General features: G+C 52.0%; 13 protein-coding genes. 9 read left to right on the plus strand and 4 right to left on the minus strand.

Annotated features, from left to right (window positions below; translation table 11 throughout):
• Positions 1-251 precede the first annotated feature (251 nt).
• The 7 genes from OGX93_RS00165 (at position 252) to OGX93_RS00195 (ending at position 7,065) form a co-directional block, all read left to right on the plus strand.
• Complete coding sequence (locus OGX93_RS00165; protein ID WP_286448787.1) at positions 252-2,966, plus strand: autotransporter outer membrane beta-barrel domain-containing protein; 2,715 nt, start codon at positions 252-254, stop codon at positions 2,964-2,966.
• A 361-nt stretch (positions 2,967-3,327) separates the two neighbouring features.
• A complete protein-coding gene (gene yihX / locus OGX93_RS00170) occupies positions 3,328-3,927 on the plus strand; it encodes a glucose-1-phosphatase (RefSeq protein ID WP_047459890.1) in 600 nt (199 codons plus the stop codon).
• Positions 3,921-4,793, plus strand: a complete 873-nt coding sequence (locus OGX93_RS00175) for a virulence factor BrkB family protein (RefSeq protein ID WP_012133924.1) — start codon at positions 3,921-3,923, stop codon at positions 4,791-4,793. The genes yihX and OGX93_RS00175 overlap by 7 nt, the downstream gene beginning before the upstream one ends.
• Entirely contained in the window at positions 4,790-5,227 is a 438-nt protein-coding gene (gene dtd, locus OGX93_RS00180; RefSeq protein ID WP_047459887.1) for a D-aminoacyl-tRNA deacylase, read from the plus strand. The genes OGX93_RS00175 and dtd overlap by 4 nt, the downstream gene beginning before the upstream one ends.
• A gap of 44 nt (positions 5,228-5,271) precedes the next feature.
• Positions 5,272-6,213, plus strand: a complete 942-nt coding sequence (gene fabY / locus OGX93_RS00185) for a fatty acid biosynthesis protein FabY (protein WP_024130670.1) — start codon at positions 5,272-5,274, stop codon at positions 6,211-6,213.
• Between the two features lie 235 nt (positions 6,214-6,448).
• Positions 6,449-6,691 (plus strand): ribbon-helix-helix domain-containing protein, encoded by a 243-nt coding sequence (locus OGX93_RS00190; protein ID WP_160880417.1) that lies wholly within the window; start codon positions 6,449-6,451, stop codon positions 6,689-6,691.
• The gene (locus tag OGX93_RS00195; protein WP_012133919.1) at positions 6,691-7,065 is read left to right on the plus strand and encodes a type II toxin-antitoxin system VapC family toxin; all 375 of its coding nucleotides are present in this window, start codon (positions 6,691-6,693) and stop codon (positions 7,063-7,065) included. Before OGX93_RS00190 ends, OGX93_RS00195 begins: the two co-directional genes overlap by 1 nt.
• A 36-nt stretch (positions 7,066-7,101) precedes the next feature.
• Here the strand turns inward: OGX93_RS00195 and fdhE are convergent, their stop codons facing one another.
• The 4 genes from fdhE to fdnG are packed head-to-tail and all read right to left on the minus strand — an operon-like array spanning position 7,102 to position 12,625.
• Positions 7,102-8,031: a formate dehydrogenase accessory protein FdhE gene (gene fdhE / locus OGX93_RS00200; RefSeq protein ID WP_286448789.1), complete on the minus strand. Its 930-nt coding sequence runs from the start codon at positions 8,029-8,031 to the stop codon at positions 7,102-7,104.
• Complete coding sequence (fdoI, locus tag OGX93_RS00205) at positions 8,028-8,663, minus strand: formate dehydrogenase cytochrome b556 subunit (RefSeq protein WP_049011887.1); 636 nt, start codon at positions 8,661-8,663, stop codon at positions 8,028-8,030. The genes fdhE and fdoI overlap by 4 nt, the downstream gene beginning before the upstream one ends.
• Positions 8,660-9,562 carry a formate dehydrogenase O subunit beta gene (fdoH, locus tag OGX93_RS00210; protein ID WP_012133916.1) on the minus strand — a complete coding sequence of 301 codons (903 nt, stop codon included), beginning with the start codon at positions 9,560-9,562 and terminating at the stop codon, positions 8,660-8,662. Before fdoH ends, fdoI begins: the two co-directional genes overlap by 4 nt.
• Positions 9,563-9,574: 12 nt before the next feature.
• Positions 9,575-12,625, minus strand: coding sequence for a formate dehydrogenase-N subunit alpha (fdnG, locus tag OGX93_RS00215; RefSeq protein ID WP_286448791.1), 3,051 nt, complete (start codon positions 12,623-12,625; stop codon positions 9,575-9,577).
• Positions 12,626-13,267: 642 nt separating this feature from the next.
• Here fdnG and OGX93_RS00220 point away from each other — a divergent pair.
• Positions 13,268-13,975 carry a DUF1120 domain-containing protein gene (locus tag OGX93_RS00220; RefSeq protein ID WP_049009568.1) on the plus strand — a complete coding sequence of 236 codons (708 nt, stop codon included), beginning with the start codon at positions 13,268-13,270 and terminating at the stop codon, positions 13,973-13,975.
• 73 nt (positions 13,976-14,048) lie between these two features.
• Complete coding sequence (locus OGX93_RS00225; protein WP_012133912.1) at positions 14,049-14,732, plus strand: fimbria/pilus chaperone family protein; 684 nt, start codon at positions 14,049-14,051, stop codon at positions 14,730-14,732.
• The last annotated feature ends 10 nt before the right edge of the window (positions 14,733-14,742 follow it).

Below are 14,742 nucleotides of genomic sequence, written 5' to 3' on the forward strand. Positions count from 1 at the left end.
TTATTAAGAATAATGCCAATAAATAAGGTGCATTTTATTTACTGTTATCTCATGGGCCCCTGCCGTACATTGACAGATTAAATGAATACTTGTATTTATTCTGCTAAGGTGACAATTCATTACGCCTTTGAACTCTGACTCTTTAATTATTTAAAGATGAGCGGATGGATTTCGCCTTTTATAAATATCTTATGCACGCGTCTTTGATGCTTTTATCCGAATAAAAAAGCCTTACGGAAAAGGTGGCTCTCATGAAATCTTCTCGTCTTATTCAAAAAACGCCGATCCCGGCAAAGCTTGCGCTCTGTATCGCCAGTGCGCTGGCGTTGAGCGGGCAGGCTGTAGCAGGATGTAGTTACACGTCTACCGCACAACTATTTTGTGACAATACAACTATATATCACTATGGTAATCCGCTCGGAGGAGCTGCAAGGGATTACAGTGGATTTGATGAAGTCCGTATTGATACCACCTCAGAAGGAACCACTTCAGGATTAACTGGCTGGGGTGTCTATATTGATAACATTGGCTATAAATTTAAAAATTTGGTTATCAATACAACAGGCACCGCAGCAGATGGAATCCACTCTAAAAATGCAGGTGGTAAACTGGTTGCAGATAATATCTATATTACCGCAACAGGAAGTAGTGCTGATGGAATAAATATTGGTCGCGAATTACAGGCTGATTATTCAATTGTTGAAGTCAATGGTGATGTAACGGTTGATGCTGAAAATGGAATGGGGCTACGCGCCAACGCGTCTGCGAATAAAGACAACGCCCAGTCATCAATAATTATCCATGGTGATACTGATATTGTTACCCGTGGTCCTGGTGGCGCGAATACGGGATACGGGATCTATGCAGGTAGAGATCCCGCGCAATTTACAGGTACAGCAAAAGGCGATGCGAGTATTACGGTTAATGGCACCGCATCAGTCGCGACGTCAGGGCGTAGTGCTCATGCGGTATATGTGGCCCGTAAAGGGTTAATAAACCTTAATAATGTGGATTTGAAAACCTCCGGCGTGAGCGCACATGGCGTTTATGCGTATTCATCTACTGATTCTGCAACGGTGAACCTTAGCGGTGATAGTAAAATTCAGGTTACTGATAGCGGCGCTTATGCCATTTACGCCTATGGTTCACAGGCGTTGGTTCGCTCGTGGGATTATGCTACCGATAGTGCTGGCTCTGGCGTATATGACATTGAAGGAAATTTACGCGCATATTACGGCGGTACGATGGATCTGCGGATGGAAGAGGGGAGCCGTTTTGTGGGGCAAACGGATTCTTCACAACAAAATAGTAACGCGAACTACCATGGTACGCTGGATCTGGATATAAACGGTGCAAACAGCGAATGGACGATGACCGGTAACTCTGTGGTCTCTACTCTGACGCTGAACCAGGCCGCATTGCGTTATAGCGCAGATGGCGTGTCCCGCGATGACGAAAGTACCTTTAAAACCCTGACCGTGATGGGCAACTACACCGGCACAGATGCGTTACTGGTGTTGAACACCGTGCTTGAAGGCGATGACTCTTTTACCGATAAACTGATCGTCAAAGGGGATACCTCCGGCAATACCAACGTAGGCATCAATAACATCGGCGGTGTGGGCGATCTGACCCTTAACGGCATTGAGATTGTGGACGTTGAGGGCGTTTCCGACGGAACGTTCACCAAAGCCGGACGTATTGTGGCGGGCGGCTATGACTATGACGTGGTGAAAAATGCCAGTAACTGGTATCTCACCAGCCAGCTAAGCCCGGTGGAGCCAGAACCAGAACCTGAGCCGGAGCCGGAACCAGAAAACCCGGACCCGGTCGATCCACCAACACCGCCGGGACCGGTTGACCCGGTGGACCCGCCGGCACCACCAGGGCCGGTTGATCCCGTGGAACCACCAACGCCGCCAGGACCGGTCGATCCTGTTGATCCCCCTGCGCCACCAGAGCCGCCGCTGCCGCCAGCGCCTGAACCTGGTGAACATCAATACCGCCCTGAATTTGGTAGCTATCTGGCGAACAACTATGCCGCTAATACGCTGTTTATCACCCGTCTGCACGATCGCCTGGGTGAAACCCAGTACACCGACATATTAACGGGCGAGCAGAAAGTGACCAGCATGTGGATGCGTAACGTAGGTGGTCATATGCGCTTTACTGATGGCAGCAAGCAGCTGAAAACGCAGGCTAATCGCTATGTATTGCAGATTGGCGGCGACCTGGCGCAGTGGAACAGCGATGGTCTCGACCGCTGGCATCTGGGTGTGATGGCAGGTTACGCCAATCAGAAAAGTAAAACGCATAACACCCATAATGGCTACGCTTCACGCGGTCATGTGAACGGCTACAGCGCGGGGTTGTATGCGACGTGGTATGCGAATGAAGCGGATAAAACCGGGACGTATCTGGATAGCTGGGTGCTCTATAACTGGTTTGATAACACCGTGCAGGGTGACCATCTTGCCAGTGAAAAATACAAATCTGACGGTATCACGGCATCCATCGAAGGGGGATACACCTTCCTGATAGGCGAAAGCGAGCGTACGAGTTACTGGCTCCAGCCAAAAGCCCAGGTGATCTGGATGGACGTGCAGGCTGACTCGCACCGTGAAAGCAACGGCACTCAGGTGAAAGACAAAACTGACGGCAACCTGATGACCCGACTCGGTGTGCGTGCATACCTGAAAGGCCATAACGCCATTGATGACGGCAAAGACCGCGAGTTTCAGCCGTTTGTTGAAGCAAACTGGCTCCACAATACCCATAACCAGAGCGTCCAGATGGGGGCGATCCGGGATGAAATCAGCGGCACCAAAAATATTGGTGAGTTGAAAGTTGGTGTGGAAGGGCAAATTAACCCGCGTTTGCAGGTGTGGGGGAATGTAGCTCAGCAGGTAGGCGACAACAGTTACAGCGATACCGCAGCGATGTTGGGGGTGAAATACAGTTTCTGAACCATAATGGCAGATAGCTTACCGGGCCTACGGACTGTTTTGTAGGCCGGATAAGGCAAAGCCGCCATCCGGCAGGTCGCCCGGTGGCGCTACCGCTTACCGGGCCTACGGACTATTTTGTAGGCCGGATAAGACACAGCCGCCATCCGGCAGGCGCCCGGTGGCGCTACCGCTTACCGGGCCTACGGGCTATTTTGTAGGCCGGATAAGGCAAAGCTGCCATCCGGCGAAAAGTGTTAAGGCGATGCATTGCATCGCCTTTTTTCCGGTTGCGTTAGTCGATTTTTTCCCTGTCCGGCGCATAGTCAAACTCTTGCTTTCCCGCTACAGTTATTCATCCACGGCTTGCAAGGAGAGGATCATGCTCTATATCTTTGATTTAGGTAATGTGATTGTCGATATCGACTTCAACCGCGTGTTAGGTGCATGGAGTGACCTGAGCCGTGTCCCGCTGGCTTCGTTGAAGCAAAGTTTTACGATGGGAGAGGCGTTTCATCAGCATGAGCGGGGGGAGATCACTGATGAAGCCTTCGCAGAAGCATTGTGCCATGAGATGGCGTTGCCGCTGAGCTATGAGCAATTTTCCCACGGCTGGCAGGCGGTATTTGTCGCATTACGGCCCGAGGTTATCGACATCATGCATAAGCTTCGCGAGCAGGGGCATCGTGTCGTCGTATTGTCTAATACCAACCGTCTGCATACGACCTTCTGGCCGGATGAATACCCTGAAGTTCGCCAGGCTGCCGATCATATTTATCTGTCCCAGGAATTGGGCATGCGTAAACCTGAGGTGCGGATTTACCAGCATGTTTTGCAGACAGAAGGTTTTTCCGCCGCCGATACGGTCTTTTTTGACGACAACGCCGATAATATAGAAGGGGCTAACCAGTTGGGGATCACCAGTATTCTGGTGACGGATAAAACGACCATCCCGGACTATTTCGCGAAGTTGTTATGCTAAAAAACGTGCATCAAAAAGCCAGGCATCATACGCGTCCAGTCAGGGCCTGGCTTAAACTGTTGTGGCAGCGCATTGACGAGGACAATATGACCACCCTGGCGGGGAACCTGGCCTATGTCTCGTTGCTCTCGTTAGTGCCGTTGATCGCCGTCGTTTTTGCGCTTTTCGCCGCCTTTCCCATGTTTTCCGATGTCAGCCTCCAGTTACGCCATTTTATTTTTGCTAACTTCATCCCGGCGACGGGAGATGTTATTCAGCGTTATATTGAGCAGTTCGTCGCAAATTCCAACAAAATGACGGCGGTAGGCGCTTGTGGACTGATCGTCACGGCGCTGTTGCTGATGTATGCCATCGACAGCGCCCTGAACACTATCTGGCGTAGCAAACGCACGCGTCCAAAGGTGTATTCTTTCGCCGTTTACTGGATGATCCTGACCCTGGGGCCACTGCTGGCGGGCGCCAGCCTGGCGATCAGCTCCTATCTGCTTTCTCTGCGCTGGGCCAGCGAGCTCAATACGGTTATCGATAACGTCCTGAGGGTATTCCCTCTGATTCTCTCCTGGATTTCGTTCTGGCTGCTGTACAGCATTGTGCCGACCACGCGCGTACCAAACCGCGATGCCGTCGTCGGCGCTTTTGTCGCAGCGGTACTGTTCGAAGCAGGAAAGAAAGGATTCGCGCTTTATATCACCATGTTCCCGTCATATCAGTTGATTTACGGCGTGCTGGCGGTTATCCCCATTTTGTTTGTCTGGGTGTACTGGACATGGTGTATCGTCTTGCTTGGTGCCGAAATAACTGTCACTCTCGGGGAATACCGCAAACTCAAACAAGCCGCAGAACAAGAAGAAGCAGACCAATCATGATTGCATTAATTCAGCGCGTAACCCGTGCCAGCGTCACCGTGGAGGGCGAGGTGACGGGTGAAATCGGCCAGGGACTTTTAGTGTTATTAGGTGTCGAAAGGGATGATGACGAACAGAAAGCGAATCGCCTGTGCGAGCGCGTGCTCGGTTATCGAATTTTTAGCGATGCCGAAGGCAAAATGAATCTCAACGTGCAACAGGCGGGGGGAAGCGTGCTGGTGGTATCGCAATTTACGCTGGCCGCCGATACCGAACGCGGTATGCGACCGGGCTTCTCAAGAGGCGCCGCGCCGGATCGCGCTGAAGCGCTGTATGAATACTTTGTTGAGCGCTGCCGCCAACAGGAAATGAACACGCAAACCGGACGTTTCGCTGCCGATATGCAGGTCTCGCTGGTCAATGATGGCCCCGTAACGTTCTGGCTACAGGTATGAGCCAGCTTCCGGCGTGGCCGCGGGTAACAAGAGAGAGTACAGCTATGTATCACCTTCGAGTACCGCAAACAGAAGAAGAATTAGCGCGTTACTACCAGTTTCGCTGGGAAATGCTGCGCAAACCGCTCCACCAGCCGAAAGGCTCCGAACGCGATGCCTGGGATGCGATGGCACATCATCAAATGGTGGTGGATGAAGAGGGGAACCTGGTTGCGGTAGGGCGTTTGTATATCAATGCGGATAACGAAGCCTCTATTCGTTTCATGGCCGTTGAACCGTCTGTTCAGGATAAAGGGCTGGGAACGTTGATGGCGATGACCCTGGAGTCCGTGGCGCGCCAGGAAGGAGTAAAACGCGTCACCTGTAGCGCCCGTGAAGATGCGGTAGCGTTCTTCGCCAAACTTGGCTTTGTGAATCAAGGGGAAATCACGACCCCGCAAACCACGCCGGTTCGCCATTTTCTGATGATTAAACCGGTCGCGACGCTGGATGACATTCTGCACCGTGGCGACTGGTGTGGGCAGCTTCAGCAGGCCTGGTATGAGCACATCCCGTTAAGTGAAAAAATGGGGGTGCGCATTCAGCAGTACACTGGTCAGAAATTTATTACGACCATGCCTGAAACGGGCAATCAGAATCCTCACCACACGTTGTTTGCCGGGAGTCTGTTTTCACTGGCGACGCTTACCGGCTGGGGGCTGATCTGGCTCATGCTGCGCGAGCGTCATCTGGGCGGTACGATTATTCTCGCCGATGCGCATATTCGCTACAGCAGGCCCATCAGCGGCAAACCCAGCGCAATTGCCGATCTGGGGTCGTTGAGCGGCGATCTGGACAGGCTGGCGCGAGGCCGTAAAGCACGCGTGCAACTGCAAGTGGAGTTGTTTGGCGACGAGACGTCAGGCGCAGTTTTTGAAGGTATTTATATCGTATTGCCGGCAAAACCGTTTGGCCCTTATGAAGAGGGCGGCAACGAGGAAGAGTAGGATAAAGGGGGCAATCCTCCTTTATTCGATATTTTGCTCCCTTTGTCTGTATGGATATACAGCGTTATAACCTGGTTTTTAGCGAAAAGGAACGGGGAGTGTTGACGAGGTTGCAATTCTGGAAAGCGGCTCGTAAAAGCAAAAATCGCGCTCATAAAGTCTTTTTTCTGGTCTTTCATCGGTGTATGTTGTTTGAAAATTAATCGCCAATGATATACTGGAGGTATATATGAGTATGATGGCTGGGATGGAAATGGGCAGAATATTACTTGATTTATCAGATGAGGTTATCAAGCGGCTTGATGACCTCAAACAACAGCGTAATCTTCCGCGAGCAGAGCTATTACGCGAAGCAGTTGAACAATACCTGGAAAGGCAGGGACAAGCCGAAACCACTATTTCCGATGCGCTGGGGCTCTGGCAAGGTTGCGAAGAAGATGGCGTTGAATACGAAAGGAAACTTCGCGAGGAGTGGTGATGATTAAAGGTCCGGTGTTGTTTGACACCAATATTCTCATTGATTTATTTAGCGGGCGTGGTGAAGCGAAGAAGGCTCTCGAAGCTTACTCACCCCAGAATGCCATTAGTCTCATTACCTGGATGGAAGTGATGGTAGGGGCAAAAAAGTACCATCAGGAATCCCGCACACGTATAGCATTGAGCGCTTTTAACGTTATCGGCGTTTCACAGGATATTGCCGAAAGAAGTGTCAGTCTCAGGCAGGAATATGGGATGAAGTTGCCGGATGCGGTTATTCTGGCTACAGCGCACATTCATCGTTTTGCGCTCGTGACGCGCAATACAAAGGACTTCGCGGGGATTCCGGGAGTCATTACGCCTTATCATTTATAAGCCGGGCGGCACGCGCCACCCGACCTGACGTCAGAATTACTCCCCTTCGCCCGGGAACAGGAACGGGTTGATGGAGCTGCGGGCAAAGCCCTCTTGCTCCATGCGCGCGTCGAGCACCAGTGAGGCGAGATCGTCGGCGACGGCTTCCACTTTCGGGTCTTTTTCCTGATACAGAATTTTCAGGTAAGTACCGCAGTCGCCACAGCTTTCTGCTTTAATCGACGCCTGTTCGTTATCCAGCGACCAGTAGTGCAGATCGCGACTCTGCTCGCAGTTGCTGCATTTGACGCGCACCACATGCCACTCGGTTTCGCACAGGTTGCAGTGCAGGTAACGCAGACCCTGCGTGGTGCCGATTTGCACCATGCTGGAAACCGGCATTGAGCCGCACACCGGGCAATACTGACGCTGTTCGCCGTACTCCGCACGGGCTTTACCGGGGATCAGGTTGGCCATTTGCGCCCAATAGAGCGACAGCGCCGCCCAGATAAACGGGGCCTTATCACTGCTGACGGAGGCAAAATCGGATTCAAATAGCGCGCTCGCCATTTGCTCCAGTTCCTGTTCCGAAGCCTTCTCCAGATTTTCGATTACCGCCAGCGCGGGGCCGCTCATCTCCGGTTTCAGCTCAGCAATCAGCGAATGCAGCAGTTTCTGCCAGTGCTTATCGCGCGGTAAAACGTGAATATCCAGCGGCGGTTTGCCCTGCGCGTTCGCTTCTTTGATGCGCGCGGTTAGATCCATCTCCAGCGGATGGTCGTACAGCACCACTTCCTGGGCATGTGCGATCAGCGCGGCAAAGCGCAGATAATCGCCCAGCGGGTTGTTTTCGGCCAGCTCGCGCAGACGCTCGGCGCGGCGGTTATACAAATTTTTGAGCCGGGGGAACAATAACGGCGGAATCATATCCGCCGTACGTTTCTCGCTCTTCTCCAGCTCATCTTGCGGGATTATGCGAATACTCATTCAGATGACTTTTCCTGTTTCTGGCGGACTTCACGGTACCAGCGCGGGTGATGTTTCTTCGCCCATGACCGGGTTACCCATCCCTCCACCATCGCGGTAATGGTGCCTTTCACCCAGAGGGCGGCGTAAATGTGCACCATGATAACCACAATTAACGCTACTGCGGCAAATGAATGCAGCATTAACGCGAATCGGATCACCGGGATTGAGAAAGCAGGCGCAAAATACGGACGCCAGATGATCACTCCGCTGACCAGCAACAGGACCAGGAAAATAATCGCCGCCCAGAATACGCATTTCTGGCCGAAGTTATAACGTCCGGTGTCGCCGACTTCCTCGTTGACGACGATCTTACGAATATTCTTCGCCCAAAAGATATCATCCCGATTGATTAGATTGTGGTGCCAGTAACGGAAAAACATGATGATGAATGAGGCGAACATGATCACGCCCACGAACGGGTGCACAATGCGCGCCAGCTGTGGGGTGCCCATGATATGCATCAGCCAGTTGAAGGACGGGAACAAAAAGCCCAGTCCGCTCACCGCCGCCAGTACGAAACAGAAGGCGGTTACCCAGTGGTTGATGCGTTCCGGCGCCGTATAGCGCACGATGGTGTCACGTCGTTTCATTTGCGCACCTCGTCTTTCTCTTCATGCAGATTGTCTTCTTCCTCATCTGCACGGTTCGGGCCGACACCGACATAGTGGAAGATGCTGGCCGCAAAGGTCGCAGCAAAGCCGACCGCTGCGAGAGGTTTCCAGATGCCTTTCCAGAATTTCACCGTCGCGCTGATTTCCGGGTTTTCCGGCAGACCGTGGTACAGATTCGGTTTGTCGGCATGGTGCAGCACGTACATGACGTGAGTACCGCCGACGCCCGCCGGATCGTACAGACCTGCATTGTCGTAACCACGGGTTTTCAGCTCAGCCACACGTTCGCCTGCCAGCGTTTTCATCGCCTCTTTGGAACCAAAGTGGATAGCGCCAGTCGGGCAGGTCTTCACGCAGGCCGGTTCTTGCCCCACCACCACGCGGTCAACGCACAGCGTACATTTATAAACGCGGTTGTCGTCCGGGTTGAGGCGCGGCACATCGAACGGACAACCGGCGATGCAGTAGCCGCAGCCGATGCACTGTTCAGACTGGAAGTCGACAATGCCGTTGGCATACTGAATGATAGCCCCTTCTGCCGGACATGCCTTCAGGCAGCCCGGATCGGCGCAGTGCATACAGCCATCTTTACGGATAAGCCATTCCAGTTTGTCGTCTTGCTCCACTTCCGAGAAGCGCATCACCGTCCAGGATTTTGCGGTCAGATCAGCCGGGTTGTCGTACACCCCGATGTTGCTGCCCACTTCATCACGAATATCGTTCCATTCCGAACAGGCCACCTGACAGGCTTTACAGCCAATACAGGTGGTGACGTCGATAAGCTTCGCCACCTCTTGCTGGTGATCCCGCGCCTGTGGCGCGGGAGTGAAACCGTTAGTCGCGGAACGACGAATGATGTCTTGCGATTGATAAGCCATAGGTCGTCTCCGTTACACCTTTTCCACATTCACCAGGAAGGACTTGAACTCCGGTGTCTGCGTGTTCGCATCACCGACGAATGGCGTAAGCGTATTGGCGATAAAGCCTTTTTTCGCCACCCCTTCGTAGCCCCAATGAATAGGAATACCGATGGTATCGATATCCTTGCCGTCTGCTTTCAGCGTGCGAATGCGCTTGGTCACTACCGCCTTGGCTTTGATATAGCCACGGTTGGAGGAGACTTTTACGGTATCGCCATGCGCGATGCCGAGCTTGTTCGCCAGCTTCTCGCCGATCTCCACAAACTGTTCCGGCTGCGCGATAGCGTTAAGCAGCGCGTGTTTGGTCCAGTAGTGGAAGTGCTCGGTCAGACGGTAAGTTGTTCCGACGTAAGGGAACTTATCGGCTTTACCCAACGCCTCTGCGTCGCCTTTAAAGATACGGGCGGCAGGGTTGGAGATAACGTTCGGGTGCAGCGGGTTCGTCCCCAGCGGCGTTTCAAACGGCTCGTAGTGTTCCGGGAACGGCCCTTCCGCCATCTTGTCGAGCGCGAACAGGCGACCCATCCCTTCCGGCTGCATGATGAACGGCCCGACGTTGCTACCTGGCGCAGCGGCGCTGTAGTCCGGGATATCCATCCCGCCCCATTTCGCGCCGTCCCATTTCAGGATTTGGCGCTTCGGATCCCACGGGTTGCCCTGTGGATCGGCGGAGGCGCGGTTATACAGAATGCGGCGGTTCAGCGGCCATGCCCATGCCCACCCCAGCGTATTGCCGAGGCCTGACGGATCGGAGTTATCGCGGCGCGCCATCTGGTTGCCTTCCGGCGTCCAGCTACCGGCGAAAATCCAGCATCCGCTGGACGTGGTGCCATCGTCACGCAGCTGGGCGAACGAGCTGAGCTGTTGGCCTTTCTTCACGATCACCGCACCCGTTTCCGGGTCGATAAGATCGGCCAGCGCCTTACCGTTACTTTCCATCGCCACTTCTTCCGAAGACGGTTCATGCGGCGTGGAGTAGTCCCAGGTCATATTCAGCACCTGTTCCGGGTTCGCGCCGCCTTGCTCAGCGTACATCTTACGCAGGCGTAAGAAGATACCGGCCAGGATCTCGCCGTCGGTTACGGCGTCGCCGGGGGCGTCCGCGCCTTTCCAGTGCCATTGCAGCCAGCGGCCGGAGTTGACGATAGAGCCGTTCTCTTCGGCAAAGCAGGTTGACGGCAGACGGAACACTTCGGTCTGGATTTTCGACGGATCAACATCGTTCGACTCACCGTGGTTTTGCCAGAAGGTGGACGTTTCGGTATTGAGCGGGTCGATAGTCACCAGGAACTTCAGTTTAGAGAGTGACGCAACCACTTTGTTTTTGTTCGGGAATGAGGCGACCGGGTTAAAGCCCTGGCAGAGATAGCCATTGACCTTGCCTTCGTTCATCATCTCGAAGTATTGCAGGACGTCGTACCCTTTGTCCCACTTCGGCAACCAGTCGAAGCCCCAGTCGTTGTCCTTCGTCGCGTTATCGCCAAAGAAGGCTTTCATCATAGAAACGAAGAATTTCGGGTAGTTGCTCCAGTAGTTGACCTGACCTTCCAGCAGCGGTTTTGGCGTGTTGGCGGCAAGGTAGGTTTGCAGGTCGGTCTGTTTTTCGCTGGGCAGCGTCATGTAACCCGTCAGACTTTGCGACAGCAACCCTAAGTCAGTCAGCCCCTGAATGTTGGAGTGACCGCGCAGCGCGTTGACGCCGCCGCCAGCCATCCCCATGTTGCCGAGCAACAGTTGGATCATCGCCATCGTGCGGATGTTTTGCGCGCCGATGGAGTGCTGCGTCCAGCCGAGGGCATACAGGAACGACGCGGTTTTATCTTTGACGCTGGTTTCCGCAATGTATTCGCATACTTTCAGGAAATCGGCTTTCGGCGTGCCGCAGATATTTTCCACTACATCCGGCGTATAGCGGGAAACGTGCTGCTTGAGCAGGTTCCACACGCAGCGAGGATGTTGCAGCGTGGTATCGCGTTTAGCGAAGCCATTTTCATCCAGTTCGTAGGCCCAACTGGTTTTGTCGTACTTGCGTTTATCCGCGTCATAGCCCGTAAACAGGCCATCTTCGAAGCCAAAATCTTCACGCACGATCAGGCTGGCGTTGGTATAGGCTTCGGTGTATTCGCGGTTGTATTTTTCGTTGTTCAGCAGGTACAGCAGTACGCCTGACAGGAAGGCAATGTCAGTACCGGAACGGATAGGGGCATAGAAATCGGCCACCGACGCCGTACGCGTGAAGCGAGGATCAATCACAATCAGCTTCGCGCCGTTGTGAATTTTAGCTTCCATCGCCCAACGGAACCCTACCGGGTGGGCTTCAGCGGCGTTACCGCCCATCACCACGATGAGGTTGGCGTTCTTCATGTCGACCCAGTGGTTGGTCATCGCACCGCGACCAAATGTTGGAGCAAGACTTGCTACCGTTGGTCCGTGTCAGACACGCGCCTGGTTGTCGACCGCGAGCATACCGAGCGCGCGGGAGAATTTTTGCGTTAAATAGCCGGTTTCGTTACTGGATGCGGAAGCGCACAGCATCCCGGTGGAGAGCCAGCGGTTAACGGTCACGCCTTCGGCGTTCTGCGCAACGTAGTTGGCGTCGCGGTCCTCTTTCATCAGTTTAGCGATGCGGTCGAATGCCTCATCCCAACTGATTTGCTGCCATTTATCTGAACCTGGCGCGCGGTATTCCGGGTATTTCAGGCGGCTTTCGGAGTGAATGAAGTCCACCAGACCGGCCCCTTTCGGGCAAAGCGCGCCACGGCTGACCGGATGATCCGGATCGCCCTCGATGTGGAAGATAGATGCTTTGGCGTTTTTTGCACCGTCGCCGAGGCTGTACATTAACAGCCCACAACCAACGGAACAGTAAGTGCAGGTGTTACGGGTTTCGCGGGTGCGCAGCAATTTATATTGCCGTGTTTCCGCTAGCGCTACGCTGGGTGCGAAACCCAGTGCCGCTGCCGTGGTGCCTGCCATACCGCCAGCGCAGATCTTAAAGAACTGCCTTCTGCTGACCTGCATGGTTTGCTCCTTGTTTCGACATTGCTATGTAGTTTTACTTTGCGGACCACAATGAAACCGGCCGCAAAGGGAAGAATTTGCGCATTCCCTCAGTTCCGGGAGGGATATAACTCAGGATACCATAATGTTGGTAGGTGTGTTCTGTTGCGGTTAAATAAAAGTGAATGAGTTTTCATGATGGCAACATGAAAATGTGATGTTTATCACATTGATGCATAATGACTGACGATCTTTGCAACCGAAAAAGCAGGAACTAATACTTTGGAGTTAATAAATTTCGCTGCGTAATCATCACTATGTTAAATAATTGTGTTGTTGTTCGAAAAGAGATGAGGTATCAGCATTCTTTATCGGTAGTTCTGGATGGATCGGCTTTTCTGGCGGTAGATAATATTTATTATTTATACAATAACGGGATTTAATCTTTTATATGAATCATTGTATATGTTTGATGAATATATATAAGGATTTCCTTTGAGGATTTTCCTGGAATAAATTCTTAAAAATAATCTTTCGATTGTATGGTTTTTTGACAAATGATAAATTTCGCCAACCAATATTGTATGTTGGTGTCATGTCAATTTTTTGAAATATGCAGAGGTCATCATTATATAAAGTGGCTTCTTTTATAAGGAAATAAAAATGAATGTTTTTTTTAAAAAAAGCCTGATGGCGTCTGTGCTGGCGCTGACGGCTTCTTCCGTTATGGCGGCACCGAGCGTTGATATTAAAGTATCAGGGAAAATTGTTCCCGCTTCCTGTATTCCGTCATTCCCAAGCGGCGGCGGTATCGCTGATTTTGGCACCATCAAAGTGGCGTCATTAAATTCAACTGCGCCAACCGCGCTGCCTGACATTAAAACCGTGCCAGTCGCCATTACCTGTGAAGAAGATACGCGTGTCGGCGTTTCTTTTACTGATATGCATAGCGCTTCTGCACCGACCACCGGTTATGCCATTAATTTCGCATCGACTGATTTCATTTCTTCTGCTAATTATCTTTTTGGCCTGGGGCTGTACGGTAGCCAGAAAATTGGGGCATATGCGCTGGGTATTCAGATTGATTCAGGAACGCTGACTAACGGCAATGGCGATAACCTGGTTGCCTATTTCTCAGCAAATGACGGCACTACCTGGGGAACAAAAGCAGGCAACAGCTATATGCAGATCATAAATAATAACAGCGAGGTTTACAGCTTTGGTAAAAGCTCGGCTTCTGCGCCAGAACCGCAAACAAAAGTCAACTTTAACGTCGGTGTGTCCGCGATTATCAACCCGACAGACGATCTGCAAATTACCGATGAAGCGACGCTTGACGGCTTAACCACCGTAGAGCTGGTATACCTGTAATTACACTGCACGTATCGTAGATGCTCCCCATATTACTATGGGGAGCAGTTATGAATATTAATGGACTAATATTATGCTTTCCTTCAAGAAAACATTAATCTGCGCCTGTTTATTGGCGTCATTTAACTGTCTGGCTGCCGGGATGGTGCCCGACACGTCGCTGCTGCTGATTAATGAAGAAGAGCAAGGCGGCAGTATGGATGTTAAAAACACCGATGCTGATGCCCAGCTCTTGTATACCAAAATCGTCAATCTTCCAGACGATCCTCAGCCTGGCCTGATTGTCACGCAACCCGTTACGCGTGTTGATGCCGGTAAGACGCAACGTGTGCGATTCGTTCTTAAAAATAGCGCGGAGCCGTTAAAAGTTGAGCATTTGAAGCGCGTTATTTTTACGACTATCCCGCAACGGGATAAAAACAAAGTTAAAGTGGTCTTTAGCCAAAACCTTCCCGTCATTATTCATCCTTCGGGTTTAGACGTGAATATGGAGCCGTGGAAAGATCTCCAGTGGCATATGCGCGGCGGAAAACTCAGCGTGGAAAATAAAACACCTTATGTTATCCGTCTGGAGCAGAAAGTAAAATTATTGCCATCAGGTGCGCACGCTGATTTACCAAAGGCTTATATTCTGCCGGGTGAAACAATAAGTGCCCATGCCTCGACCACATTATCCGCACTGGATAAAAATATCGAAATGTATCCTGCTACGCGCTATGGCTATAAGGCGAAGAGTTTTGTCGCAGAAATAAAATAATTAATCTCAG

The organism is Citrobacter sp. CK195 (genome assembly GCF_030333365.1).
In the GTDB taxonomy this organism is placed as follows: Bacteria; Pseudomonadota; Gammaproteobacteria; order Enterobacterales; family Enterobacteriaceae; genus Citrobacter_B; species Citrobacter_B koseri.

Excerpts from the sequence above, each read along its gene's own strand:
- OGX93_RS00195 (WP_012133919.1), top strand. The coding sequence starts at position 6,691 with ATGATTAAAGGTCCGGTGTTGTTTGACACCAATATTCTCATTGATTTA.
- fdoH (WP_012133916.1), bottom strand. The coding sequence starts at position 9,562 with ATGGCTTATCAATCGCAAGACATCATTCGTCGTTCCGCGACTAACGGT.
- dtd (WP_047459887.1), top strand. The coding sequence starts at position 4,790 with ATGATTGCATTAATTCAGCGCGTAACCCGTGCCAGCGTCACCGTGGAG.
- OGX93_RS00225 (WP_012133912.1), top strand. The coding sequence starts at position 14,049 with ATGCTTTCCTTCAAGAAAACATTAATCTGCGCCTGTTTATTGGCGTCA.
- OGX93_RS00220 (WP_049009568.1), top strand. The coding sequence starts at position 13,268 with ATGAATGTTTTTTTTAAAAAAAGCCTGATGGCGTCTGTGCTGGCGCTG.
- fdoI (WP_049011887.1), bottom strand. The coding sequence starts at position 8,663 with ATGAAACGACGTGACACCATCGTGCGCTATACGGCGCCGGAACGCATC.
- fdhE (WP_286448789.1), bottom strand. The coding sequence starts at position 8,031 with ATGAGTATTCGCATAATCCCGCAAGATGAGCTGGAGAAGAGCGAGAAA.
- OGX93_RS00190 (WP_160880417.1), top strand. The coding sequence starts at position 6,449 with ATGATGGCTGGGATGGAAATGGGCAGAATATTACTTGATTTATCAGAT.
- yihX (WP_047459890.1), top strand. The coding sequence starts at position 3,328 with ATGCTCTATATCTTTGATTTAGGTAATGTGATTGTCGATATCGACTTC.
- OGX93_RS00175 (WP_012133924.1), top strand. The coding sequence starts at position 3,921 with ATGCTAAAAAACGTGCATCAAAAAGCCAGGCATCATACGCGTCCAGTC.
- OGX93_RS00165 (WP_286448787.1), top strand. The coding sequence starts at position 252 with ATGAAATCTTCTCGTCTTATTCAAAAAACGCCGATCCCGGCAAAGCTT.
- fabY (WP_024130670.1), top strand. The coding sequence starts at position 5,272 with ATGTATCACCTTCGAGTACCGCAAACAGAAGAAGAATTAGCGCGTTAC.